The 23,556-nt window shown below is 61.4% G+C and carries 20 protein-coding genes; 11 read left to right on the top strand and 9 right to left on the bottom strand.

The window, feature by feature from the left end; translation table 11 throughout:
- Nucleotides 1–18 precede the first annotated feature (18 nt).
- The 7 genes from Q1A32_RS22555 to bchF all read right to left on the bottom strand — a co-directional run bounded on the left by Q1A32_RS22555 (nt 19) and on the right by bchF (nt 10,151).
- The gene (locus tag Q1A32_RS22555; protein WP_299658024.1) at nt 19–1,443 is read right to left on the bottom strand and encodes a PucC family protein; all 1,425 of its coding nucleotides are present in this window, start codon (nt 1,441–1,443) and stop codon (nt 19–21) included.
- Nucleotides 1,440–2,120 (bottom strand): magnesium protoporphyrin IX methyltransferase, encoded by a 681-nt coding sequence (bchM, locus tag Q1A32_RS22550; protein ID WP_299658023.1) that lies wholly within the window; start codon nt 2,118–2,120, stop codon nt 1,440–1,442. Before bchM ends, Q1A32_RS22555 begins: the two co-directional genes overlap by 4 nt.
- A 97-nt stretch (nt 2,121–2,217) precedes the next feature.
- A complete protein-coding gene (gene bchL / locus Q1A32_RS22545) occupies nt 2,218–3,117 on the bottom strand; it encodes a ferredoxin:protochlorophyllide reductase (ATP-dependent) iron-sulfur ATP-binding protein (RefSeq protein WP_299658022.1) in 900 nt (299 codons plus the stop codon).
- Nucleotides 3,118–3,211: 94 nt separating this feature from the next.
- Entirely contained in the window at nt 3,212–6,769 is a 3,558-nt protein-coding gene (locus tag Q1A32_RS22540; protein ID WP_299658021.1) for a magnesium chelatase subunit H, read from the bottom strand.
- Complete coding sequence (bchB, locus tag Q1A32_RS22535) at nt 6,759–8,306, bottom strand: ferredoxin:protochlorophyllide reductase (ATP-dependent) subunit B (protein WP_299658020.1); 1,548 nt, start codon at nt 8,304–8,306, stop codon at nt 6,759–6,761. The genes Q1A32_RS22540 and bchB overlap by 11 nt, the downstream gene beginning before the upstream one ends.
- 61 nt (nt 8,307–8,367) lie before the next feature.
- Nucleotides 8,368–9,654, bottom strand: a complete 1,287-nt coding sequence (locus Q1A32_RS22530) for a ferredoxin:protochlorophyllide reductase (ATP-dependent) subunit N (RefSeq protein ID WP_299658019.1) — start codon at nt 9,652–9,654, stop codon at nt 8,368–8,370.
- Nucleotides 9,651–10,151: a 2-vinyl bacteriochlorophyllide hydratase gene (gene bchF / locus Q1A32_RS22525; RefSeq protein WP_299658018.1), complete on the bottom strand. Its 501-nt coding sequence runs from the start codon at nt 10,149–10,151 to the stop codon at nt 9,651–9,653. The genes Q1A32_RS22530 and bchF overlap by 4 nt, the downstream gene beginning before the upstream one ends.
- Before the next feature lie 307 nt (nt 10,152–10,458).
- Between bchF and Q1A32_RS22520 the strand changes: the two genes are divergently transcribed.
- From Q1A32_RS22520 to glpK, 9 genes are all read left to right on the top strand, one after another.
- Nucleotides 10,459–11,241: a cobalamin-dependent protein gene (locus Q1A32_RS22520; RefSeq protein WP_299615823.1), complete on the top strand. Its 783-nt coding sequence runs from the start codon at nt 10,459–10,461 to the stop codon at nt 11,239–11,241.
- 59 nt (nt 11,242–11,300) lie between these two features.
- The gene (ppsR, locus tag Q1A32_RS22515; RefSeq protein WP_299658017.1) at nt 11,301–12,662 is read left to right on the top strand and encodes a transcriptional regulator PpsR; all 1,362 of its coding nucleotides are present in this window, start codon (nt 11,301–11,303) and stop codon (nt 12,660–12,662) included.
- 48 nt (nt 12,663–12,710) lie between these two features.
- Nucleotides 12,711–13,610, top strand: a complete 900-nt coding sequence (gene chlG / locus Q1A32_RS22510; protein WP_299658016.1) for a chlorophyll synthase ChlG — start codon at nt 12,711–12,713, stop codon at nt 13,608–13,610.
- Nucleotides 13,607–14,863: a PucC family protein gene (locus tag Q1A32_RS22505; protein ID WP_299658015.1), complete on the top strand. Its 1,257-nt coding sequence runs from the start codon at nt 13,607–13,609 to the stop codon at nt 14,861–14,863. The genes chlG and Q1A32_RS22505 overlap by 4 nt, the downstream gene beginning before the upstream one ends.
- 4 nt (nt 14,864–14,867) lie before the next feature.
- Nucleotides 14,868–16,046, top strand: a complete 1,179-nt coding sequence (locus tag Q1A32_RS22500) for a geranylgeranyl diphosphate reductase (RefSeq protein WP_299658014.1) — start codon at nt 14,868–14,870, stop codon at nt 16,044–16,046.
- The gene (gene idi / locus Q1A32_RS22495; protein ID WP_299658013.1) at nt 16,043–16,585 is read left to right on the top strand and encodes an isopentenyl-diphosphate Delta-isomerase; all 543 of its coding nucleotides are present in this window, start codon (nt 16,043–16,045) and stop codon (nt 16,583–16,585) included. Before Q1A32_RS22500 ends, idi begins: the two co-directional genes overlap by 4 nt.
- On the top strand, nt 16,582–17,211 hold the full coding sequence (locus Q1A32_RS22490; protein WP_299658012.1) for a LysE family translocator: 630 nt from the start codon (nt 16,582–16,584) through the stop codon (nt 17,209–17,211). The genes idi and Q1A32_RS22490 overlap by 4 nt, the downstream gene beginning before the upstream one ends.
- A gap of 68 nt (nt 17,212–17,279) precedes the next feature.
- Entirely contained in the window at nt 17,280–18,815 is a 1,536-nt protein-coding gene (gene glpD, locus Q1A32_RS22485) for a glycerol-3-phosphate dehydrogenase (protein WP_299658011.1), read from the top strand.
- Complete coding sequence (glpK, locus tag Q1A32_RS22480) at nt 18,812–20,284, top strand: glycerol kinase GlpK (protein WP_299658010.1); 1,473 nt, start codon at nt 18,812–18,814, stop codon at nt 20,282–20,284. Before glpD ends, glpK begins: the two co-directional genes overlap by 4 nt.
- An 87-nt stretch (nt 20,285–20,371) precedes the next feature.
- Here the strand turns inward: glpK and Q1A32_RS22475 are convergent, their stop codons facing one another.
- Entirely contained in the window at nt 20,372–20,833 is a 462-nt protein-coding gene (locus Q1A32_RS22475; protein WP_299658009.1) for a hypothetical protein, read from the bottom strand.
- Nucleotides 20,833–21,888, bottom strand: a complete 1,056-nt coding sequence (locus tag Q1A32_RS22470; RefSeq protein ID WP_299658008.1) for a hypothetical protein — start codon at nt 21,886–21,888, stop codon at nt 20,833–20,835. Before Q1A32_RS22470 ends, Q1A32_RS22475 begins: the two co-directional genes overlap by 1 nt.
- Before the next feature lie 325 nt (nt 21,889–22,213).
- Here Q1A32_RS22470 and Q1A32_RS22465 point away from each other — a divergent pair, with 325 nt between their 5' ends.
- Together Q1A32_RS22465 and Q1A32_RS22460 are read left to right on the top strand one after the other, a co-directional pair.
- Nucleotides 22,214–22,612 carry a rhodanese-like domain-containing protein gene (locus Q1A32_RS22465; protein ID WP_299658007.1) on the top strand — a complete coding sequence of 133 codons (399 nt, stop codon included), beginning with the start codon at nt 22,214–22,216 and terminating at the stop codon, nt 22,610–22,612.
- Nucleotides 22,609–23,484, top strand: a complete 876-nt coding sequence (locus tag Q1A32_RS22460; RefSeq protein ID WP_299658006.1) for an MBL fold metallo-hydrolase — start codon at nt 22,609–22,611, stop codon at nt 23,482–23,484. The genes Q1A32_RS22465 and Q1A32_RS22460 overlap by 4 nt, the downstream gene beginning before the upstream one ends.
- Nucleotides 23,485–23,556: the final 72 nt, after the last annotated feature.

Raw genomic sequence — 23,556 nt, 5'->3', positions numbered from 1 at the left:
GTCCTTTCCTGGAGAAGGTCATGTGGGGAAATCCGCAAGCCCCAGTGGGGTCACGTCCTTCCGTTCGGTAAGGGGACCCGGAGTGCGCACAAGCGGTCCCAGGATGATGAGAGTGACGAAGAGCAGGCCAATCTCGGTATGATAAACGAAGGAATACCCGGTGGCGGGACTGGCAAGCCCGTCTCCCCAGGCGCCGGTCATGGCGATGCCGCCGATCCAGTCGCGCAGCGTGCCCCCAAGGGCGATGGCGACTCCTGCGGCGGTGGCCTGAGCGGCACCCCAAGCGCCAAGGGCGAGGCCGCGTCCGGCGACCCCTTTGGCTGGCATGGCCATGGCGGCAGTGAGCGTTGATACGGCAAAGAGGCCGCCGCCGAAGCCGATCAGCGTGGCCCCTGCGTAAAAGAGGACGTTGGCCTGCATGGGGGCGGCAAAAATCACGAGGGAGAAGGCCCAGATGCCTGCAAGGATGCCCCCGCCTGCGAGGCGGTAGGAGTTCGACCCCTTGGCCAGACGCCGCCCGGCCCAGATGAACCCCGTAAGCGCCCCTGCGGCCCAGAGGGCGGTGAGGATCGTGGTGGCCGACACAGACAGCCCGAGGATTTCGCCGCCATACGGTTCGAGCAGCACATCCTGCATGTTGAACGCCATGGTGCCGACAAAGACGCAGGCCAAAAGCCGCCCGGCCTTGCCGCCTGCGGCGTAATCGTTCCAGGCATCGCGGAAGAGCGGGCGGGGGGCCTCGCGTTCGGCGCGGCTCATGGGCGTCACGCTTTCCTGTTTCCAGAGCGCAATGAAGGTGAGGACCGCGCCCACAACGGCGGAGCCCTGCACCACGCGGATCAGGGTCAAGCTGCTGTAATTGCTGAGTATTCCACCGATTATCAGGGCGGAGATGCCCATACCGACGAGGAACATGACATAAAGCATGGCCACGACGCGGGGGCGCGTTTCGTCGGTGGCCCGGTCGCTGGCAAGCGCCAGGCCCGCCGTCTGTGTCATGTGGATGCCGAGGCCCGTCATGAGAAAGGCAAGCCCCGCCAGCACTTCGCCAGCAAAAGGAATGTCGTGGACCGTGTCGCCACCGAGCACGAGCAAGGCAAAGGGCATGATGGCGAGGCCGCCGAACTGCCACAATGCGCCGAACCAGATGTATGGGATGCGCTTCCACCCGATGGCCGACCGATACGTGTCTGACCGGAAGCCCAGAAGCGCGCGGAACGGGGCCGAGAGGACAGGCAGCGCGATCATCACGGCGACGATCATGGCGGGCACTGACAGTTCCACGATCATCACGCGGTTGAGGGTGCCAAGCAGCATGACCGAGGCCATGCCGACCGACACCTGGAACAGCGACAGGCGCAGAAGCTGGCCCATTGGCAGGTCTTCGGACGCTGCATCAGCAAAAGGCAGGGCCTTGAGCGAGAGATGCTTGAGCGCACTCATGGCCGCAACTCCATCGCTTCGGAGATGTAGAAGCCGCTGTTGATGCGGTCGACCGGGCGCAGCATGCGGCGGACGCCTGCGGTCTTGGCGGCCTTGGCCAGTTTCGCGTGCGCGTGCGGGATCATGACCGGGGAGCGGTCGGAGCGGGGGAACGCCTTGCCCGCGTACCACATCGCCATGAGGGCCGGTGTGCGCGGGGCCACGGTAAAGATGATGGGGCCGCTGACGCGGGGTTCGAGTTTGGCGAGCGCGTCGCCGATGTCCGCAGCCGTGTAGTAGATCAGGCTGTCCATCGCGATAACGGCATCGAAGGTGCCGAGTTTCGGGTCGAGCATATCGCCCGCGTGGAATGCCACTTGTTTTTGCAGATCATGCGGCAGCCGCAGTTGCGCGATGTCGATCAGTTGGGGCGAGATGTCGGCGGCCACGACGGTGGCACCGCGTTTGGCCATCTCGATCGTCGCCATGCCGGGGCCGCAGCCCGCGTCCAGAATACGCGCACCGCGCAGGTCGTCAGGCAGGCGGCTCAGCATCAGATCGCGCATCCGCTCCCGACCCGCGCGCACGGTTTCCCGAATGCGCGACACGGGCGCGTCCGAGGTCAGACGCGCCCATGTCTTGGTCGCCGTGCGGTCGAAATAGGTTTCGACACGGGCGCGGGTTTGGTCATATTGCATCACCGTTGCTCCCTTGTCGAGCAACGCGTGCGCGGCAGGCGTTTGGTGGCAAACGCCGAGAGCGGCACCCGGTACAGATTATGCGGGCACGTTGCCATTAGTCGAATCCCAGCAGTTCAAAGATATCGCGATCTTCCATGGGGGCAGGGGCCAGCCCTTCGGTTCCGTCGAGAAGCGTCTGGGCAAGGCGGATGTATTCGGCGCGGCAGCGCACGATGTCTTCCTCGTCGTCCATCTCGAACAGGGTCTTTTTCTTCAGGCGCGAGCGGCGGATGGCGTCCACGTCGGGCATGTGCGCGATGCGGTTGAAGCCCACGGTATCGCAGTAGCGGTCGACCTCGTTGGTCTCGCGGCTCCGGTTCGCGACGCAACCGGCAAGGCGGACCTTGTAATTCTTCGACTTGGCCTGCACCGCCGCAATGATGCGGTTCATCGCATAGATGCTGTCAAAGTCGTTCGCTGTGACGATCAGCGCCCGGTCCGCATGTTGCAGGGGTGCTGCAAAGCCACCGCAGACCACATCACCCAAAACGTCAAAGATCACGACGTCGGTTTCTTCCAGCAGGTGGTGCTGTTTGAGCAGTTTGACGGTCTGGCCCACGACATAGCCACCGCAGCCGGTGCCTGCCGGGGGTCCGCCCGCTTCGACGCATTTCACGCCGTTGTAGCCTTCGGTCACGAAGTCCTCGGGGCGCAGTTCCTCGGGATGAAAATCGACCTCTTTCAAGATGTCGATCACGGTCGGTTGCAGATGGCCTGTCAGGGTAAAGGTGCTGTCATGCTTCGGATCGCACCCGATCTGCAGCACGCGCTTGCCCAGATTGGAAAAGGCCGCCGACAGGTTGGACGAGGTGGTCGATTTGCCGATCCCGCCCTTGCCATAAACGGAAAAGACCTTGGCTCCGGTGATCTGCGCCTCGGCGTCCTGATGCACCTGCACCGATCCTTCGCCGTCTTGTCCGCGCAGAACTGGTGGGTTTCTGTCGAGTGGGCTCATGCGCCCCTCCTTTCAAACGGGGAAAAATCCCCTGCTTCATCTTGCCAAGAAAACTCCCGCCGGAGGCTCCCGCGATATGTGTTGGTGATACGGATCATTCGGCTGCGATCCCTTCGAGCTTGTCCTCAAGGGCATCGGCCGCATCCTGCAGCGCGGCCAGCGTGTCGGTATCCGGTGCCCAGTAGTCGCGGTCTGAGGCTTCCAGCAGGCGGTTGGCCATGCGCGACGACGCGGTGGGGTTCAGATCGGCGATGCGTTTGCGCATCTCTTCGTCCAGCACGAAGGTTTCCGAGATGCGCTGGTACACCCATTCGTCCACCTGACCCGTGGTCGCGGACCAGCCGACGGTATTCGTCACATGCGCCTCGATCTGGCGCACGCCTTCGGCGCCGTGTTTCAGCAGCCCTTCGAAGAATTTGGGGTTCAGGGCGCGGCTGCGGGTTTCCAGCGCCACCTGATCCTTGAGCGTGCGGACCTTGGCATTGCCTCGCGTCTGGTCGCCGATATAGACCGCCGCATCCGACCCGCGGGCGCGTTTGACCGCACGGGCGATGCCGCCCAGCGTGTCGAAATAGTGGTCGACGGTGGTGACGCCCAATTCGACCGATTCAAGGTTCTGATAGGCGACTTCCACATCCGCCAGCGCCTTTTGCAGCAGGGCGGGGTTCGCGGCGGATTTGCCATCAACGCCATAGGCAAAGCTTTTGCGGTTCTCGTAGGCGTCGGCCAATTCGTCCTCGTCTCCGAAGGCGGAACTGTCGACCAGCTGATTCACGTTCGATCCATAGGCCCCTTCGGCATTGGAAAATACGCGTAGTGCTGCAGTGGCCAGATCGACACCTTGAGCCTCTGCATAGGCCAGCGCGTGGGCGCGGATGTAGTTTTGCTCCAGCGGCTCGTCGGCTTCGGCGCATTTCAGGGCGGCTTCGGCCAACATGCGGGTTTGTAGCGGCAGGAGGTCACGGAAGATGCCCGAGAGGGTCATGATCACGTCGATGCGGGGGCGGCCAAGTTCGGCCAGTGGAATCAGGTCAGCCCCGGCAAGACGACCAAAGCTGTCGAAACGCGGCGTGCAGCCCATAAGCGCAAGGGCTTGGGCGATGGGGCCACCATCGGATTTGATGTTGTCTGATCCCCATAATACCAGCGCGATGGAGCGGGGCAGGGTTGGGTGCGTGTCGAGCAGCAGTTGCGCCTGTTTCATCCCGTCGCGGCAGGCGAAGGCCGTGGGCATGCGGAATGGATCAAAGGCGTGGATGTTGCGGCCCGTGGGCAGGATATCGGTGGACCGGATGAGATCGCCGCCGGGCACCGGCTTGATGTAGCGTGCATCGAGCGCAGTCATCAGGGCGCTGAGTTCTGTTTCGCTTTGCAAGAGCGCATCGACCCGTTCCCGCGCGTCGTTGTCAGCGTGGGGCATAAGGTTCAGGTATTCTTCGCGCGCGGCATCACTCAGCGGTTGGCCGACGATGTGCAGCCCGTCAGGAATCAGCGCGTCTTCGGTCTCCAAAAGCTTGAGCCAGAGCGCTTCGGCAGGAGTGCCGCCCATGTCCACGGCGCTCGCTTGTTCCGCGATCAGCTCTTCCAGTTCGGCCCGGGATGGGTCGTCACTTTGCATCTCGCGCCAGCGACAGAGGGAGTCTTTCAACTCTGCCAGCCCTTTATAGAGACCGGATTGCGCCAAGGGCGGCGTCAGGTGCGTGATCGTCACGGCGTTCGAGCGGCGCTTGGCCAGCGATGCCTCGGACGGGTTGTTGGCAGCATAGAGGTAGATGTTCGGCATCTCGCCGATCAGCCGGTCGGGCCAGTCCTGCGCCCCCATGCCCGCCTGTTTGCCCGGCATGAATTCGAGCGCGCCGTGCATGCCGAAATGCAGCACCGCATCGGCCCTGTAGGTGTTGCGGAGCCAGAGATAAAAGGTGGTGAAGGCGTGGGTCGGGGCAAAGCCGCGTTCAAACAGCAGGCGCATCGGATCGCCCTCGTACCCGAAAGCGGGTTGGACGCCGACAAAGACGTTGCCCAGTTCCTTGCCCAGTACAAACACGCCACGACCGTCCGATTGGAGACGACCGGGGGCAGGGCCCCAGACGGCTTCGACCTCGGCCAGATGCGGTGAGGTGCGGACAATGGTGTCGGCATCCACATGGGCAGCGACGTTGGCCTCTTGCCCGTATTGTGCGCCGTTGCCATGCAGGATCTGCGCGCGCAGGGCGTCGACACTGTCGGGCAGGTCGACGGTGTAGCCGCGCGCGTGCATCGCCTTCAACGTGTTGAAAAGGCTTTCGAAAACAGAAAGGTAGGCGGCCGTGCCGACAGCCCCCGCATTGGGCGGGAAACCAAAAAGAACCACGGCGATCTTCTTGTGCGCGTTCTCTTTCCGGCGCAGACGGCCAAGGCGCAGGGTCTTTTCGGCAAGGCTGTCGATGCGTTCGGGGCAGGGCACCATGGCTTTGGGTTCGCCCGCTTGACAACCGTGATTGCACCCATCGCATCCGTTGGTGCCAAGCCGCCCGCCAAACACGGTGGGGCAGGCGGCGCCATCCAACTCGGGCAGGGCCACAAGCATCGTTGTCTCAATGGGGCCAAGACCGCCCGTACTGTTTGCCCATTGGCCCAGCGTCTGGAACTCAAGCGCATGCGCGGCGAGGTAGGGGACATCAAGGTCAGCGAGAACATCAATGGCCGCTTCGTTGTCATTGTACGCCGGGCCGCCAACAAGGCTGAACCCGGTCAGAGACACCAGCGTATCCACCTGACCCTTGAAATAGGTGTCGATGGCGGGGCGGGCATCAAGCCCTCCGGCAAAGGCGGGCAAAACGCGCATGCCGCGTGCTTCGAACGCGCGAATGACGCCGTCGTAATGGGCCGTATCCCCCGCCAACACGTAAGAACGCAGCATGACGATGCCCACAGTCATTTCGGCCCCTTTGGGACCGGGGATGTCGGCGGCTTGCGTCGTGATGCGCTGCGGCAGATCGGGATGGTAAAGTCCGGTGTCCGGATAGTCGATGGGCAGCGCTGCCTCGGGCCGCTCCGCCCAATCGGCAGAGGTGGCATAGCGGTTCAGCAGGAACTGAATCATCGCGCGGACATTGTCGTCCGAGCCACCCAGCCAGTACTGCATGACCATGAACCACGCCCGCAGGTCCTGCGCCTTGCCGGGGATGAACTTCAGGATCTTGGGCAGACGGCGCAGCATCGCCATCTTCTTTGCGCCGTCTTCGGTCTTGGGCTTGGACGACCCGCGCAAGCGCTTCATCAGCTTGCCCATAGTCGAGGGCGGGGCCTGCATGTCGAGCGTACCCATGCGGGTCAGTTTCACCACCTCAGCGTCCGCGATAACGCCGATCATGGCGTCGCAGCGATCCCGGCGCGCTTTGAGTGCGGGCAGAATGCGGGCCACGTGTTCTTCGAGGAACAGCAGGTTCGAAATGATGATGTCGCCGTTCATCACCGCCTCTTCCGCGGCCTCGAACGCGGCTTGGGACTCGCCCCACTCGGCGGCGGCATGAATTTGCAGATCAAGGCCGGGGTAGTCTTTGGACAATGCGTCCATCGCGCGTCGGGCGGGGCCAGCAGCATGGCTGTCCAACGTGATGATGACCACGCGGTAGCCGGGCATGCGCCCGTTTATGCCACTGTCATCGCGCATAATGGGCCTTGGCTTCGTAGAGTGTGTCGACCGAAATCTCGGCAACGCCACGCTCGGTGGCGAACACTTCTGTGTTGCGGCGGGCCTTGCCGCGTACAAAGAAAGGGATCTTCTTCAATTCCTTCTCAGCAGCAGGCAACCAGATCACATCTACCCCCTGCATCTTCTCTTGGCTGGAAATATCCCGGGGGGTCTGGGGGGCTGGCCCCCCAGCGTCAGCCAAGGGGGAATGCCCCCCATGATGCGAAGGCCCAGCCGCATCATGAAATTCGAAATCCTCGCGGAACATGTGCAAAAGATGCTCTTCCAGCCCCATGACCAGCGGATGAACCCATGTGTCGAAGATAACGTTGGCGCCCTCGATCCCCATCTGGGGGGAATAGCGGGCGGGGAAGTCCTGCACGTGCACGGGCGCAGAGATGACGGCGCAGGGGATGCCCAGGCGCTTGCCGATATGGCGCTCCATCTGGGTGCCGAGGATCATTTCAGGCTGCAGCGCCTCGATGGTGCGTTCGACTTCGAGGTAGTCATCGGTGATCGTGGCCTCGATCCCCATCTCCTTGGCCTTGGCGCGGACGGGACGGGCCATTTCACGGTTGTAGCAGCCCATGCCAACCACTTCGAAGCCCATCTCGTCTTGGGCCACGCGGGCGGCGGCCAATACGTGGGTGCCGTCACCGAAGAGGAAGACGCGTTTGCCGGTGAGATAGGTGCTGTCGACCGACTTGGAGTACCAAGGCAGGCGGAGGCGGGAGGTGTCGAGATAGGGCGCAACGCCCGTCATCTCGGCGACTTCGTTCACGAAATCACGGGTCGCGCCGACGCCGATGGGCACAATCTTAGTATAAGATTGTCCAAGTTCCCGCTCCATCCAGCGCGCTGCGGACTCGGCGGTTTCGGGATACATCAGCACGTTAAAATGGGCGGCCCCCATGAGGGCGATGTCGGCGGGCGATGAGGTCATGGGCGCCACGACATTCACGCTGATCCCCATGTCCGACAGGAGCGCCGTGACTTCCTGAATGTCATCGCGGTGACGGAAGCCAAGCGCCGTGGGACCGATCAGGTTGGCCGTGATCTGCTTGGTCCGCTCCATCGGCTTGGCGAGGGTTTTGACGATCTGGAAGAACGTCTCATCTGCGCCGAAGTTTTCCTTGCGCTGGTAGCTGGGCAGTTCAAGCGGGATGGTGGGGACGGGCAGGCCCATGGTTTCGGCCATGCCGCCGGGATCGTCCTGGATCAGCTCGGCGGTGCAGGACGCACCGACGATGATCGCTTGCGGCTTGAACCGGTCATAGGCGTCTTGGGCCGCCTGTTTGAACAGGTTGGCGGTGTCCGCACCCAGGTCGCGGGCCTGGAATGTTGTGTAGGTGACGGGCGGACGGTGGTCACGCCGTTCGATCATTGTGAAGAGCAGGTCTGCGTAAGTGTCCCCTTGGGGCGCATGCAGGACATAGTGCAAATCCGTCATGCCGGTGGCGACGCGCATGGCGCCGACATGGGGCGGGCCCTCATATGTCCAGACGGTGAGCTTCATGGTCGACCGCTGGGGCTCTGCCCCAGACCCCGGAGTTTACTTGGCAAGATGAAGGGGATTTTCATTCCGCAGCCTCCAGTTTCAGGAGGTTTGCGCGGCGGATGGGGCGGGAGAAGAGACCGGCGAGATCGCCCGCCTGTTCGTAGAAATGGACAGGTGTGAAGACCAGTTCGATGGCCCATTTCGTGGCCAGCCCTTCGGCTTCAAGCGGGTTGGCAAGGCCGAGGCCGCAGACGGTCAGGTCGGGTTTTGCGGCCTTGGCGCGGTCCAGTTGCAGGTCGACGTCCTGGCCTTCGGAGATTGTGGGCCCTGTCGCCAGCAAGTCGAGGTCGGGACCGACAATGCCTTTGTGAATGAAGGGCGCGCCGACTTCGATCGCGTCCATCCCGCATTCGCGCGTCAGGAAGCGGGCCAGCGGAATTTCAAGCTGGCTGTCGGGGAAGAAGAAGATGGATTTGCCATTTAACGCCTCAGCCGCTTGAGCGATGGCCTTGCGGGCGCGGGCGCGGGGGGCGGCGGTGACTTTCTCGAACAGGTCCGGGGCCACGCCAAATTCTGTGGCAATGGCGGCGAGCCACCCGGTGGTGCCCTCTTCGCCGAAGGGGAAGGGTGCCGGGATATGACGCGCGCCGCGGCGGGTGAGCGCGTCGTGGGTGTCGCCGAGGAAAGGTTGGGTGAGCGCGTAGACGGTGCCTTTGCCGACACCGAGGTCGTCATCTGCGCGCGGGGCGGGCAGGACCTTGATCGGGCCGATGCCCATGGCTTCCAGCAGGCCGATGGCCTGCTCCTCGACCACATCCGGCAGTGCGCCGACGAGCAGAAGTTGGCGTTCCTTGGTGTCGGGCAGGACCGGGACCATGGAGGCAAGGCAGGCGTCCTCGCCTTGGGTGAATGTGGTTTCGATGCCCGAACCGGAGAAGTTCAGCACCCGCACGGATGGCGCGTGGCGCTGGGTCATGCGTTCGGCGGCCTTGGACAGGTCCAGCTTGATCACTTCGGACGGGCAGGAGCCCACGAGGAAGAGTTGTTTGATGTCGGGGCGGCGCGTCAGCAGCTCGTCCACGACCTTGTCCAGCTCGTCCTGTGCGTCTGCCAGACCGGCAAGATCTGTTTCTTCGAGAATGGCAGTGCCGAAGCGGGGTTCGGCAAAGATCATCACGCCCGCAGCGGATTGCAGCAGGTGCGCGCAGGTGCGTGAGCCGATCACGAGGAAGAACGCATCCTGCATCTTGCGGTGCAGCCAGATGATTCCCGTCAGGCCGCAAAACACCTCGCGCTGGCCGCGCTGCTTGAGAATCGGTGTATCGCGGCAACCACCGGCGGCGGGAAGGCGGGGCAATTCGGTCATGCCGGAGCCTCCTGCGGGGTCGAGGCTTGCAGTCGGGCGGCACGCAATTTGAGCACGAATTGTGTGGCGTTGATCACGTAGGCGGCATAGGCGGCCAAGGCGAGCCACATGAGCGGAACGGGCGCGAGTGCGCCGGAAAACAGCGCCCAGAGATAGGCCGTGTGCAGCCCGATCACGAGGAAGGAAAACACGTCCTCCCAGAAGAAGGCGGGGGCCAGAAGATATTGACCAAAAACAACTTTTTCCCAGATCGCACCGGTGATCATGATGATGTAGAGCACGCCGGTCTTGGCTACGATGGACCATGCCGCTGCGGCGTATCCTTCGCCTATCGACAGATACCGGATGACCAACGCAAGAGAGACGAGAAATACCACAAATTGCAACGGTGCCAGAACGCCCTGAACAGGGGTCCATATGGTGGCATCACGGCGCGCACGTTCCTCCGGAGTATAGAGGCCGACACGTGTTGTGTGTGAGGGTGCCCGAATGGACATTTGAGTGCGCCTCTCCCGTAGCGGTACCGGTTCAGCGTATCGGGTGAGAGGGAAAAGTGTCAATTATAAGTTACACTTTTTGCGGGACGCCGAGTCATTGATCCTGCGACGTTTTGTTTCCGGCGGTACGGGCAATCGATTGTTTTTGAAGGATAAGCTCCGGACGCAGATCGAATAGCCGTTCATTACAGTATGTGACATGTCAAAGTGAGTTGACATCAGGGGTGTTCGGGCAGACACTTTTGCCACTTCCACGGCTCTGTCGCGCCAGAACCGTTCAATGCGTTTGCACGGATCGAGGTAATCCATGACGCAGGACGACCCATTTGGCACATCCCGACGCCCGTCAGGGCGAATGGCGGATCACGAGTCGCTTGCGACCGAGGTGATTTCCATTTTGAAGGACCGGCAGGTTGTCGGCCCATCCGGTGCCCGGCAGATTGCCGTCGACTACCTTGTGCGCGCTGTGGGAACCCGTGTCAGCTTTGACGCGGCCCTCGTGCTGGAGGAAGTTGCAGCGTACCGCCTGACCAATGACGCGTTGATCGATCTCTATATTCCCAAGGCAGCTGAGCATCTGGGTGAGATGTGGATGACGTCGGATCTGGACTTTGCCGGTGTCACGATCGGGGCCTTGCGGTTGCAGGCCCTGCTGGGTGAGGCCGCGCATGGGCTGACCCACGAACATGTGGACATGAGCAATGTGTTGCATGCGCTGGTCGTGGTGCCCGAAGCCGAACAGCATTTTCTGGGTGCCAGCGTCGTTGCGGCACAGCTGCGTCGGTTGGGATGTGACGTGAGCCTGTCGATCAATGAGACATCCAAACAGCTTTTGGGGCGTGTCGAATGTGATCGCCCCGATATGATCCTGTTCTCGTGTGCACGAGCGGCAGGCCTTGAAACCATATGTGGAACCGTTAAAAAGATCAGACAAATGTGTGATCAGGTTCCCGTTCTTGCGATCGGGGGTGCCCTCTCAGGGATCACTGACGGCGTAAGAGAACAAGCAGGCGTAGATCTGGTGACCAATACAGCGAAGGATGTTGTCGGCTTCACAACGAAGCGTAAAAAGGCGTTGGGCCTTAGATGACAACAGATGGAAGCAGTTTCTGGACAAGTGGTTCTGTCCCGCTCATAGCGCCGGAGTTCTTGAGCAGCATTATTGCTGCGGCCTCTGACATCGCGCTGGTTGTCTCTGCCGAGGGTACGATCCTGTCCGTTTTGCTGAACCGGCAGGATGACAGCTTTGGCAATCTCAATCATTGGGAAGGGCGCCCTGTTGTCGAGTTTCTGACTGACGAGAGCATCGAGAAATTCCAGCACGCTCATGACGCCTATATGTCCGGGCATCCCCCGAGAAAGCCGCTTGAGCTGAACCATTCCGACAATGCGGTCTGGCAGTATCCCGTGCGCTATACGTTCCACCGCTTTGGGCAAGAGAATGCCGTTTTGCTTTTGGGCCGTGACCTGCGCCCCATCGCTGAAACGCAGCAACAGCTTGTGCAGGCGCAGATTGCGCTTGAGCAGGGATATGAAGCCCGCCGTGAATTCGATGCACGGTACCGCGTTGTCATGTCCAACGTGGACGACGCCGTTGTCTTTGTCTCTGTCCAGACGGGGCGGATCGAAGATGCCAACGGCCAAGCTGCCGAATTGCTGGGGCTGAAGCCCGAAGCCTTGATGGGCGCGAGCTTTGCCAGCCTGTTCTCGGACCGGTCGGGTGCCGAATTGACCGAAAGCCTGATGAACGCGACGCTGACCGATGATGGGCAAGCCATCTCTGTGCGGACGGCGCGCACCCGGCAAAGCGTTGATTTGCATCCCGTGCTGTTCCGGGCCGCCGGTCAGCGTGTTCTGATGTGCCGGTTGCTGGGCGAACATGCCATCGCAGGTCAAACGGACAGTGCCGCCAATCATGCGGCATCGCTGTTTCGGGGCACGACCGACGGGATCGTCTTTATGGACCCGCGCGGCACGACGCTGTCTGTCAACGATGCCTTCCTGGATATGGTCGGGACCACGCATCTTTCGGACGTGGTGGGTCAGTCCCTTGCCGAGTATCTGGCCCGCGGTCAGATCGATTTGGGTGTCTTGTTGGAAAATGCGGCCCGTAGCGGGCAGATGCGGGTGTACGCCACCCGCCTCGTGAATGATCTGGGCGCACGTGTGCCGGTCGAAGTGTCAGCCACCGCCCTTGAAGACGCCAAGAACCCTGCCGTTGCGCTGATCATTCGTGATGTCAGCCGGATGGAGGCCGTGCGCAAAGCCGAAAGCGGCAATACCGGCGGCAACATGCCGGAACCCGGGCGCAACGTGATGGATCTTGTCGGGTCGGCGTCATTGAAAGAGATCGTGGCCGAAACCACCGATGTCGTTGAAAAGATGTGTATCGAGACGGCCGTGAACCTGACCCGCAACAACCGCGTCGCGGCGGCCGAGATGCTGGGCCTGTCCCGCCAATCGCTTTATGTGAAGCTGCGCAAGTATGGGCTGCTGAGCAAGAACGGTTAAGCAACTGTCAACCTTGCGCCGACTCAAAGTGTCAGCCATAGTTGACACATGGATGTCAGTCCTTCCTTACCTGCGCGTCGATTTCCAGACCCTGCTGCGGCGCTTCGCCTGATCAAACCGATCACGTGGTTCCCACCGATGTGGGCCTATGTGTGCGGTGTGATTTCGTCGGGCGCCTCACCGGTAGGCCAGTGGTATCTGGTGCTGTTGGGTATTCTGCTGGCCGGTCCCATTGTGTGCGGCATGAGCCAGGCCGCCAACGATTGGTGCGATCGCCATGTGGATGCCATCAACGAACCTGACCGTCCGATCCCGTCGGGCCGCATTCCCGGCCGATGGGGCTTGTGGATTGCCTTGGCCATGTCTGCCCTGTCCCTGTTCGTCGGCTGGCAGCTTGGCCCGTGGGGCTTTGCCGCGACCATTGCGGGCGTGCTGGCTGCGTGGGTCTATTCCGCCGAACCTGTGCGCTTGAAGCGGTCGGGGTGGTGGGGCCCGGGGTTGGTGGGGCTGAGCTACGAGACATTGCCGTGGATCACGGGCGCTGCCGTGTTGAGCGCGGGTGCGCCGCGCGGCGAGGTTTTGATCGTCGCCCTGCTTTACGGTTTGGGCGCGCATGGCATTATGACCCTCAATGATTTCAAGGCATTGGAAGGTGACCGGCAGATGGGTGTGAACTCTCTGCCCGTGACCCTTGGCCCGCGCCGCGCGGCCCAAGTGGCTTGCGCGGTGATGGCAGTGCCGCAAGTGGTTGTCGTCGCGTTGCTGGCCTTGTGGGACCGCCCCGTTCATGCGGCAGGCGTAGCCTTCGTCTTGCTCGTGCAGTTCTGGGCCATGACCATCATGTTCCGTGATCCCAAGGCCAAGGCGCCCTGGTACAACGGCACGGGCGTGCTGCTTTACGTCTCCGGCATGATGATTGCCGCCTTTGCACTCAGGGGGCTGTCATGATTGCGGGCTGGGGCATGTTGGTGCGCTTGTGTCTGGTGAATGCCGCCATTGGGGGCCTCGCGGCCCTGCCTGTGAACCTGTTCAACCGGCTGATGACGGTCGAGCTGGCCTTGCCCGCACTGTTGCCCGGATTGCTGGTGGCCTTGCACTATGGTGTGCAACTGACGCGGCCCGTCTGGGGCCATCGGTCGGATGCCAAGGGGGGGCGGACGCCCTTCATTCTTGGTGGGATTGCCGTTGTCGCCCTTGGTGTTCTGGGCGCGGCCTGGGGCATTTTGCTGGTTGAGACGTCCGTGACGTTGGCCTTGAGTGTTTGGGTCTTGTCCTATGCGGCCATCGGGTTGGGCATAGGTGCTGCGGGTACATCGTTCCTTGCGCTGCTGGCTTGTGTGACGGGGCCGCGCAAAGGGGCAGGGGCCACGTTGGCGTGGTTACTGCTGATTGCGGGCGCGATCTTTGCCTCTGTCGGGACTGGCATCGCACTGGAGCCTTATAGCCCGGACCGGCTTGTGTGGGTTGTGGGTGCCGTCTGCGTGATCGCATTCCTGTTGTGCATTGTTGCGACCGTTGGCGTGGAAAGCCATGCCGAGTTTGAGGTCGAGACGGACGACACGCCCTTGGTCGAGGCCCTGCGCCGCACATGGGCGGACCCGATTGCGCGCCGGTTCACCGGTTTCGTATTTCTCTCCATTCTGGCCTTCTACCTGTCGGAACTGATTTTTGAGCCCTTCGCCGGGCACGTCCACGGTCTTGGCCCCGAGGACAGCACCAAGCTGTCTGGGGGCAAAGATGGTGCAGCCTTGATGGGCATGATTGGTGCCGGGGTTCTGTCGCATCTGCGGATCGGCAGCTTGCGGTTCTGGGCTGTCACCGGCTGTGTCCTGTCTGCGCTTGGCCTTCTGGGTCTTGGTCTGATGATGCCACTGGTGCCCTCGACCGTGGTGCTTGGGCTTGGCAACGGCCTGTTTGTCGTGGGCGCCGTCGGATCGATGATGCAACTGGCCGCTGCACATGCGCGCAGCACGGGCACCCGGATGGGCGTCTTTGGTGCCGCGCAGGCGATTGCTGCCGGGCTGGCCGGGTTGGTGGCCACGGGGATGCTCGATCTGACCCGCCTGATCCTGCCAGACGCGGCCGCTTACGGCACCGTTTTCACGTTTGAGGCGGCGCTGTTCCTGTGCGCCGCCATTGTTGCGGCCCGCGTGATGCAGGCCGCAGACACCCATGATGCAACCTTGGTTCCGGGGGAATGATCTGATGTATGATGTCGTTGTTGTGGGCGGGGGACCGTCCGGTGCCACCGCAGCCGAAGATCTGGTGCGCTCGGGTCACTCCGTTGCCTTGCTCGACCGCGAAGGGCGGATCAAACCCTGCGGCGGGGCCATTCCACCGCGCCTGATGCAGGATTTCCACATCGGGGAAGAGCAGTTGCTGACCAAGGTCACAACCGCCCGCATGATTTCCCCCACGGGCCGCCGCGTCGATATCCCGATCGAGAACGGATATGTCGGCATGGTAGACCGCAAGGATTTTGATCCGTTCCTGCGTCAGCGCGCCGTCGATGCCGGGGCTGAATACTTTACCGGCACGTTTGTGCGGATCGAACGGACGGATGGACACCCGGTGGTGATCTACCGCGACAAGGCCACGCAAGAGACGATGGAACTGCCCTGCAAGCTGGTGATTGGTGCTGACGGTGCCAAGTCACGCGTGGGGCAAGCTGAGGTTGAGGGTGCCGACAAGGTGCCGCTGGTCTTTGCCTATCACGAGATCATCAAGGCGCCCGAGGCGACGGAAACCTATGATCCGATGCGCTGTGATGTGATCTATGACGGGGCGATTTCGCCTGATTTCTACGGTTGGGTGTTTCCGCATGGCGGCACAACAAGCGTTGGAATGGGGTCGGAACAGTCGTCTGTTGATCTGAAGGCGGCAACGGCTGCGTTGCGTACCGCGTCGGGTCTGGAAAACTGTGAAACCCTGCGCAAGGAAGGCGCGCCCATTCCGCTGAAGCCGATGGACCGCTGGGACAATGGCAAGGACGTGGTGTTGGCCGGAGATGCGGCGGGTGTTGTGGCACCGTCCTCGGGTGAGGGCATCTACTATGCGATGGTCGGGGGCCGTGTGGCAGCAACCGCATGTGCCGCGACGTTGGCATCGGGCCGAGCGAAGGACCTGAAGCTGGCCCGCAAGCTGTTTATGCGCGAGCACAAGACGGTGTTTCGAGTGCTGGCGTCGATGCAGAACGCATACTACCGCAGTGACGACCGACGCGAACGGTTTGTGTCACTTTGTCACGACATAGATGTGCAGCGTCTGACCTTTGAGGCGTATATGAACAAGAAGCTGGTCAAGGCGCGGCCGATGGCGCACATCAAGATCGGCATCAAGAACATGGCCCACCTCACAGGATTGGTGAAAGCGAACCACGTATGACGATCATGATCCCGGCTTGGGTCGACGGCGTGTTGACCCCGGTTGAAAAACTGGAAGCGCATCAGCGCGGGCTGAAGCACAAGGCTGTGTCGGTGTTCGTCATTCGCGGCACAGAGGTGCTGCTGCAGCAACGGGCGATGGGCAAGTATCACACGCCGGGCCTGTGGGCGAACACCTGCTGCACGCATCCCGAATGGGATGAGGCGCCGTCGGTCTGTGCCGCGCGTCGCCTGAACGAGGAGCTTGGGATCACCGGCGTGCCGCTCGATCACCGGCATCACCTGGAATACCGGGCCGATGTGGGTGATGGGTTGATCGAACACGAAGTGGTCGAAGTCTATCTGGGGCGCGTGCGCGGTGAGTTGAATTTTACGCCCAACCCGGATGAGGTGATGGCCTATGCCTGGGTCGACTATCACGATTTGATGGCCACGGTGCGCCGTCACCCTGACCGCTTCACCCCGTGGTTGCGCATCTATCTGGCCGATCATGCCGACACGATCTTTGGCGCTGATCTGGCGCAGGCCGCGCGGGTGTGAGCGCCGAGACGTACCTTCTGTATCTGGCAGCCGTGGCCGTGTTCTTTGCGACGCCACCGGACACCAGCCAGCTTTTGATCATCGCCAATTCCATGAAGCACGGGCTGCGGCGTAGCATGTGGGTGATTGCGGGCGACCTGAGCGCCAATGTGATCCAGATGACGGCGGCCGCCTTTGGGTTGGCGGCGGTTATTGCGACGTCGGCGGCGGCCTTTGACCTGATCAAATGGCTGGGCGTTGCTTATCTGATCTGGATCGGGCTGTGCATGATCCTGTCAAAGGGCGGCGCGCGCAGGGGCCAAGCTGACGCCGCCGCCCATCCGGCGCGCCTGTTTCGGCTGGGCTTAGTCACGTCGATGACCAACCCATTTGCCGTGGTGTTCTTTGCTGCCCTGTTTCCGCAGTTCATCGCGATTGACGCGCCGATCCTGCCGCAATTGCTGATCCTTGGGGCGACCTACTTGATCGTCGATGGCACCACCCTGCTGCTCTGGGGCTGGGCCGGTGATCGGGTCGCCGCCCGCTTTGCGCAACGGTCGATGGCGGCGATCAACCGGGTCTGCGGGGGCCTTATGATCGGGGCGGCCGTGCTGCTTGGTCTCAAGGACATCACGCCGCATCGTTAACGCTAACGATTGATGCCGTCCTGCGATGGTCTTATGACTGCCCCGGTATCCATCCGGAGGACACGGGCATGGCAGACGACAAAATCTATGATCTGTTTGTGATTGGCGGCGGTATCAACGGGGCCGGAATTGCCCGTGATGCGTCGGGCCGGGGCCTGAGCGTGGCGCTGGCCGAGGCGGGGGATCTGGGTGGGGCAACCTCTTCCGCGTCGACCAAGCTGTTTCATGGCGGGCTGCGCTATCTGGAATTCTTTGAGTTCGGGCTGGTGAAATCCGCGCTGAAGGAACGCGAGGTGCTGCTGAAGGCGATGCCGCACATCAGCTGGCCCATGCGCTTTGTCCTGCCGTATGCCCCCGACATGCGGTTTGACAGTGACACGCCGACCTCGCGGTTGCTACGGGTGACGATGCCGTGGATCGAAAAGGGACGGCGGCCAGCGTGGCTCGTACGCTTGGGTCTGTTTCTGTACGACAATCTGGGCGGACGCGAGATCTTGCCCGGCACCAAGACGCTGGACCTGAGGACGGCGCCCGAGGGCAAGCCGCTCAAGGACCGGTTCAAGATGGCCTATGAATATAGTGACGCCTGGGTCGAGGATTCGCGGCTAGTCATGCTGAACGCGCGGGATGCGGAACAACGTGGCGCGACGATCCTGACCCGCTGCGCGGTGAAAGAGGCGACGCGCGACGGTGACGTCTGGCGGATCGAGACCGAGAAGGGAACGTTTCGCGCCAAGGCGTTGGTTAACGCCGGTGGCCCTTGGGTCGCAGACATCCTGACCGGCGTGATGCGCCAGAACACGCAGCACAATATCCGGTTGGTGCGCGGCTCGCACATCGTGACCAAGCGGCTTTATGACCACGACAAGTGCTACTTCTTCCAAGGCACGGACGGGCGGATCATCTTCGCCATTCCGTATGAACAGGACTTTACCCTGATCGGTACGACAGATGCAGAGCATACCGACGCCGACACCAAGCCCGCCATCACCGATGAAGAGCGTGACTATCTGTGCGCCTTCGCAACGGAGTATTTCGAAAAGCCGGTGACGCCCGCCGATGTGGTCTGGACCTATTCCGGGGTGCGCCCGCTTTATGACGACGGGGCGTCCTCGGCGACGGCCGCGACACGCGACTACGTACTGGCGCTGGACGAGAACGGACCGCCGGTGCTGAGCGTCTTTGGCGGCAAGATCACCACCTATCGCAAGCTGGCCGAACAGGCGCTGGCCAAGATGGGATTGGGTGAGAAGTGGACGGCAGGCGTACCCTTGCCCGGTGGGGATTTCAAAGTGTCTGAGGTTGGGTCGCTGACAGCGAAACTGGCTGGGGACTATCCATTTCTGGACCAGAAATGGGCTGGCCGCCTGATCCGGGCGTACGGCACGGAGGCGTGGGATGTGCTGGGCGATGCGAAGTCCCCAGATGACCTTGGCCCGGACTTTGGGGCCACATTGACGGGCGCAGAACTGAAATGGATGATGGCCCGCGAATATGCGGTGGCCGGGGATGATGCGCTGTGGCGGCGGACCAAACTGGGTTTGCGCCTGAGCGAAGATGAGCGGACCGCCGTGGACGACTGGATGAAGGAAAACGCCGCATGACCCATATTCTTGCCATTGATCAGGGCACCACGTCTTCGCGTGCGATCATCTTTGACGGTGACATGCGCCCCGTCGCCTCCGCGCAAGAGGAGTTCACGCAGCATTTTCCGAACAGCGGTTGGGTCGAACATGAACCGCAGGACTTGCTGGATACGGTGAAATCCACCTGCAAGGCCGTGATGGAAAAGACGGGTCTTGGGGGCAGTGACATCGCCGCAATTGGTATCACGAACCAGCGCGAAACAACCGTGATCTGGGATGCGGAGACGGGTGAGCCGCTGCACAACGCGATTGTCTGGCAGGACCGCCGCACCGCGCAGATGTGTGAAGAATTGCGGGCCGCAGGGCATGGGGATCAGGTGACGGCGATCACCGGCTTGCTGCTTGATCCTTACTTCAGCGCGACCAAGGTGAAGTGGATTCTTGACCAGCACGAAGGGTCTCGCGATCGCGCCCGCGCTGGCAAGCTGCTGTTCGGTACGGTCGACAGTTTCCTGATCTGGAACATGACCGACCGTGCGTCCCATGTGACGGACGCCACAAATGCGGCGCGGACCATGCTCTATGACATCCACAAAGGGGCCTGGAGCCCCGAGATGTGCGAGATGCTCGACATTCCGATGGAGATGTTGCCCGAGGTGCGGGACTGCGCGTCCGACTTTGGGGTGACTGACCGTCTGGGCGGCGACACGCCGATCTATGGCGTGGCTGGCGACCAACAGGCCGCCACCATCGGTCAGGCCTGTTTCCAGCCCGGAATGCTGAAATCAACCTATGGCACGGGTTGTTTTGCGCTGCTCAACACGGGCGACGCGCCGGTCACATCCAACAACCGATTGTTGACGACCGTGGCCTACCAGTTGGATGGAAAGCCGACATACGCCCTTGAGGGGTCGATTTTCATTGCTGGTGCTGTTGTTCAGTGGCTGCGCGATGGTCTGGGCGTCATCAAGACGGCGGGTGAAACGCAGGCGTTGGCCGAGCAAGGCAGCGGTGAGGTGACTTTGGTGCCTGCATTCACGGGCCTTGGCGCGCCGTACTGGAACCCGGATTGCCGCGGGGCGACCTTTGGGCTGACGCGCAACACAGGTCCAGCCGACATGGCGCGCGCCGCCCTCGAAAGCATCGGATTTCAGACCCGCGATTTGTGGGAAGCGATGCGTGCAGATTGGCCGGATGCAGGTGACGCGGTTCTGCGTGTCGACGGGGGTCTCAGCGCGAATGACTGGGCGATGCAGTTCCTGTCAGACATGCTGGGCGCACCTGTCGACCGGCCTGCCGGAGTGGAGACAACGGCGCTTGGCGCCGCATGGCTTGCCGGGATGCGCGCAGGTATCTACCCGGATATGGATGGCTTTGCCGAAACATGGGCGCGGGAAGCACGGTTTGATCCCAAAATGTCGGAAGCAGATCGAGAGACAGGCTACGCCCGCTGGCAACGCGCCGTCGCCGCGACGCAGGCGGTCTAGGTGTAGGCTTACTTCACATAACGATGATTATACAGAAAACTTTGATGTACTGGCGAGCGTATGATGACTACTCGCCAGTAGCGTTTTTCATGCAGGCCCAACCGGCACCGTGATGTGAACAAGCCCCTGCGCGAGGCCATCGCGTCCGACAATTGGCCGATGATCCTGCCCGCGCAACACAACGTCAATGACATGCGTGCCGGCGTCCAGTGGGCCAATGTTGATGACCGGGAAAAACGCAGACGCCACTTTCTTTCCATTCACGTGGATATGCGCATGACCGATGGGCACAGCCTCCGCCTCGGCAACACAGACCTCGGTGAACATGAACGCCTCTGTCTCGAGGTAGAGGTGGTAGTGGCCACCCCCGATGGCTTCGGCCTGCACGTTGACGGTGGGCGGCGTGACGGCGTCTGGCAGGATAAGGAAGACCGTGCGTGGCGGTCTTCCCTTTGCGTTGACGATGGGTGCAGCGACCACGAGAGTTCCGAGCAAGAGCGCTATGAAACATGGAACGATGCTTGTTCTGGACAGTAGGTTGCGTAACATCAGACCGCCCTCACCGACTGGAACCGCGTGACCCCGTGCGCGATCGGAATGCAGCGACCCGCAAGGACAATGCAGAACAGCGCACCGTACAGATTGGCGTGAAACAGCGGTGTCTCTCCGAGAACAATGGCCAGAAATGTGATGGCACCGAGGATCGCAAGCGCGACAGGGCGCACCAGACGTCCGGCGATCAAAAGCGCCCCGCACAGGATCTCCACCCCGGTCATGACCAAGGCGATGATCGGCATCGGAACACCGAATGTCGGCATGTCCCCATGTTCAAGGATCGCGATCAGCAGGGTCGGTTGCATCAGCTTGAACGCCAGCCCCAGATAGATCAACCCGGCACCGATCAGGATATGCGACATGCGCCACAGGATTTGACGATAAGGGGCCACAAGCCGGTCCGCGGAATCGAGATTGAAAACAGCATCACAGGAAAAGCGGCCGGCGCCCAATGCGATCAGGATAAGACCCGGCGCTGCGAAATGTGGGCTGTAGGACCAGAACACAGGTCCGAAGATCACTGGCCCAACCAATGAAAGTGCCACGAGGGCAATGCCGCAGGCGCGGGTGAACAGGCCAGCAACAAGCAACACACCAAGTGCAAATTGCACGACGATCAGCGTGTCGGCACCCGTGACATTGACCAATTGCATATCGGGGACAAGGAACGTGGATACGGACCATGCAGATGTCCCGTGGCGGGGCAAGCCACCAGACGCGCCAAGCAGCAGCATTGTCGCCAACCCAAGGCGAAGGACAAGCGGACCGATGTCGCCGTACTTCTTCCAGAAAGGTGCAATAAACCGTTTCTCGGCGATTGCGATAAATGGCTCAAGCCGCAGTGCGACGAGGGTCACCGCAAATGCAATCGCGGCAGCGAGCCCCAGCCATATTTGGCTGCGAAACAGCGATGGAATTGCGGCGCTGGACAGGTCCTCTATTTCAGTTGGCGTCAGCAACCACGCTTCGTGTCCGCTGGCCCGTTGGGTAAGCAATAAAAGGATGGGCAGCGCGGTGGCAAACCGCGCCATGTGAACGTGACGTTCCATTTTAATCTCCTGCGAGAAAACAAATTTTGATGTCAAAATGCGTATAATCAGAGCCCCAAAAACGGGCCCGAGAGTCTTGAAATGGGTCGTTCAAATATCAGGACCGCGGAAAATACCGCGATGTCCTTGTCTTGGTACGTACAAAGTATGCTGCAGTTGCAAATCCACCAAGTCAGGAACTCCATACCCCGGCGGAAAACGGCGTGGACCGCCGGGTGGGCCATATTTGAACCCGGGTGCGCATATGGTTTCGGCTGCATGACATTCACTGTCTTGTCGTGAACCAAACCCGCTGGCACACTCTGCCAAAGGGAAGGAAACACCAATGGCACTGACAACCACTGCGGCCCAGATGGTCGCTGATGCCCGCGCCCGCATTCGCGAAGTCGAAACGGCTGATGCAATCAAGATGGTAGAGAATCCTGATGTCGTCATTGTGGACGTTCGCGATGTCCGCGAACGGCAGCGCAGCGGCTACATCCCCGGATCGGTACATGCCCCGCGCGGTATGATCGAATTTTGGGTCGATCCCGACAGTCCCTATTACAAGGAAGTGTTTGGGCAGCCTGACAAGACCTTTCTGTTTCACTGTGCCTCGGGCTGGCGGTCGGCCCTGACCGTAGCCACATTGCAGGATATGGGATTTGATGCGGCCCACCTGCGTGAAGGGTTTTCAACCTGGGAAGCGCAGGGCGGCCCGGTCGAGAAGGAGGACAAGACATGACCCCGGATATGAATTGCCATCCCGCCGTCACGCCATTCTTTGATGAACGGTCCAACACGATATCCTATGTCGTGCAGGAACCGGATGGACCGGCCTGTGCCGTGATCGACGCCGTGATGGACATCGACTATGCCGCTGGGGCGCTGAACTTCGACGGGGCTGACAAGATGATCGCCCACATCCGTGCGCATGACCTGCGTCTGGACTGGATCATCGAAACCCATGTCCACGCCGATCATCTGTCCGGCGCGCCTTACATCCAGCAGGCTTTGGGCGGCAAGATCGGTATCGGGGCCAAAATCACGGAAGTTCAGGACACCTTCGGCAAAGTGTTCAACGAGGGGACAGAATTTCAGCGCGATGGCTCGCAGTTCGATGCGTTGTTCGAAGATGGGGATGCCTACGACGTGGGCGGGATGACCTGCTTTGCCATGCACACACCCGGCCACACGCCGGCTTGCATGGTGCATGTAATGGGTGATGCCGCCTTTGTCGGCGATACGTTGTTCATGCCCGATGGCGGGTCGGCCCGCGCTGATTTTCCGGGCGGTGATGCGGGCGAACTTTATGACAGCATCATGCGCGTGCTGTCCCTGCCCGACGATATGCGCCTGTTTATCTGCCACGATTATGGCCCCGGTGGTCGGGCCATTGCATGGGAAACCACCGTGGCCGAAGAGAGGGCGAACAATATCCACGTTGGCGGTGACAAAACGCGCGAGGATTTCATCAAATTCCGCACCGAACGCGACAAGCAACTTGCCATGCCCAGCCTGATCATACCGGCCTTGCAGGTGAACATGCGCGCAGGCGAAATCCCCCGTGATGATGCGGGCGACATGGCGCTCAAGGTCCCACTTGGTAAGCTCTAGACCTTCTTTGGCTCAAAAAATCATTCCCGAAGGGTCGGGATCACGCAGGCCGTCCCTTGCCAATGGACGCGC

Origin of the sequence: uncultured Tateyamaria sp. (genome assembly GCF_947503415.1) — a bacterium.
In the GTDB taxonomy this organism is placed as follows: Bacteria; Pseudomonadota; Alphaproteobacteria; order Rhodobacterales; family Rhodobacteraceae; genus Tateyamaria.
Note: the sequence above shows the minus strand (reverse complement) of the source record. Positions and strands in the feature narration are given on the sequence as shown.

Bases quoted from the DNA above. Each gene is read 5' to 3' on its own strand.
- Q1A32_RS22530 (WP_299658019.1), bottom strand. From the start codon at position 9,654: ATGACCGAATTGCCCCGCCTTCCCGCCGCCGGTGGTTGCCGCGATACA.
- Q1A32_RS22520 (WP_299615823.1), top strand. From the start codon at position 10,459: ATGACGCAGGACGACCCATTTGGCACATCCCGACGCCCGTCAGGGCGA.
- chlG (WP_299658016.1), top strand. From the start codon at position 12,711: ATGGATGTCAGTCCTTCCTTACCTGCGCGTCGATTTCCAGACCCTGCT.
- Q1A32_RS22555 (WP_299658024.1), bottom strand. From the start codon at position 1,443: ATGAGTGCGCTCAAGCATCTCTCGCTCAAGGCCCTGCCTTTTGCTGAT.
- Q1A32_RS22470 (WP_299658008.1), bottom strand. From the start codon at position 21,888: ATGGAACGTCACGTTCACATGGCGCGGTTTGCCACCGCGCTGCCCATC.
- bchB (WP_299658020.1), bottom strand. From the start codon at position 8,306: ATGAAGCTCACCGTCTGGACATATGAGGGCCCGCCCCATGTCGGCGCC.
- idi (WP_299658013.1), top strand. From the start codon at position 16,043: ATGACGATCATGATCCCGGCTTGGGTCGACGGCGTGTTGACCCCGGTT.
- Q1A32_RS22500 (WP_299658014.1), top strand. From the start codon at position 14,868: ATGTATGATGTCGTTGTTGTGGGCGGGGGACCGTCCGGTGCCACCGCA.
- Q1A32_RS22505 (WP_299658015.1), top strand. From the start codon at position 13,607: ATGATTGCGGGCTGGGGCATGTTGGTGCGCTTGTGTCTGGTGAATGCC.
- Q1A32_RS22475 (WP_299658009.1), bottom strand. From the start codon at position 20,833: ATGTTACGCAACCTACTGTCCAGAACAAGCATCGTTCCATGTTTCATA.
- bchL (WP_299658022.1), bottom strand. From the start codon at position 3,117: ATGAGCCCACTCGACAGAAACCCACCAGTTCTGCGCGGACAAGACGGC.
- bchF (WP_299658018.1), bottom strand. From the start codon at position 10,151: ATGTCCATTCGGGCACCCTCACACACAACACGTGTCGGCCTCTATACT.
- Q1A32_RS22460 (WP_299658006.1), top strand. From the start codon at position 22,609: ATGACCCCGGATATGAATTGCCATCCCGCCGTCACGCCATTCTTTGAT.
- bchM (WP_299658023.1), bottom strand. From the start codon at position 2,120: ATGCAATATGACCAAACCCGCGCCCGTGTCGAAACCTATTTCGACCGC.
- glpD (WP_299658011.1), top strand. From the start codon at position 17,280: ATGGCAGACGACAAAATCTATGATCTGTTTGTGATTGGCGGCGGTATC.
- Q1A32_RS22540 (WP_299658021.1), bottom strand. From the start codon at position 6,769: ATGCGCGATGACAGTGGCATAAACGGGCGCATGCCCGGCTACCGCGTG.
- Q1A32_RS22465 (WP_299658007.1), top strand. From the start codon at position 22,214: ATGGCACTGACAACCACTGCGGCCCAGATGGTCGCTGATGCCCGCGCC.
- glpK (WP_299658010.1), top strand. From the start codon at position 18,812: ATGACCCATATTCTTGCCATTGATCAGGGCACCACGTCTTCGCGTGCG.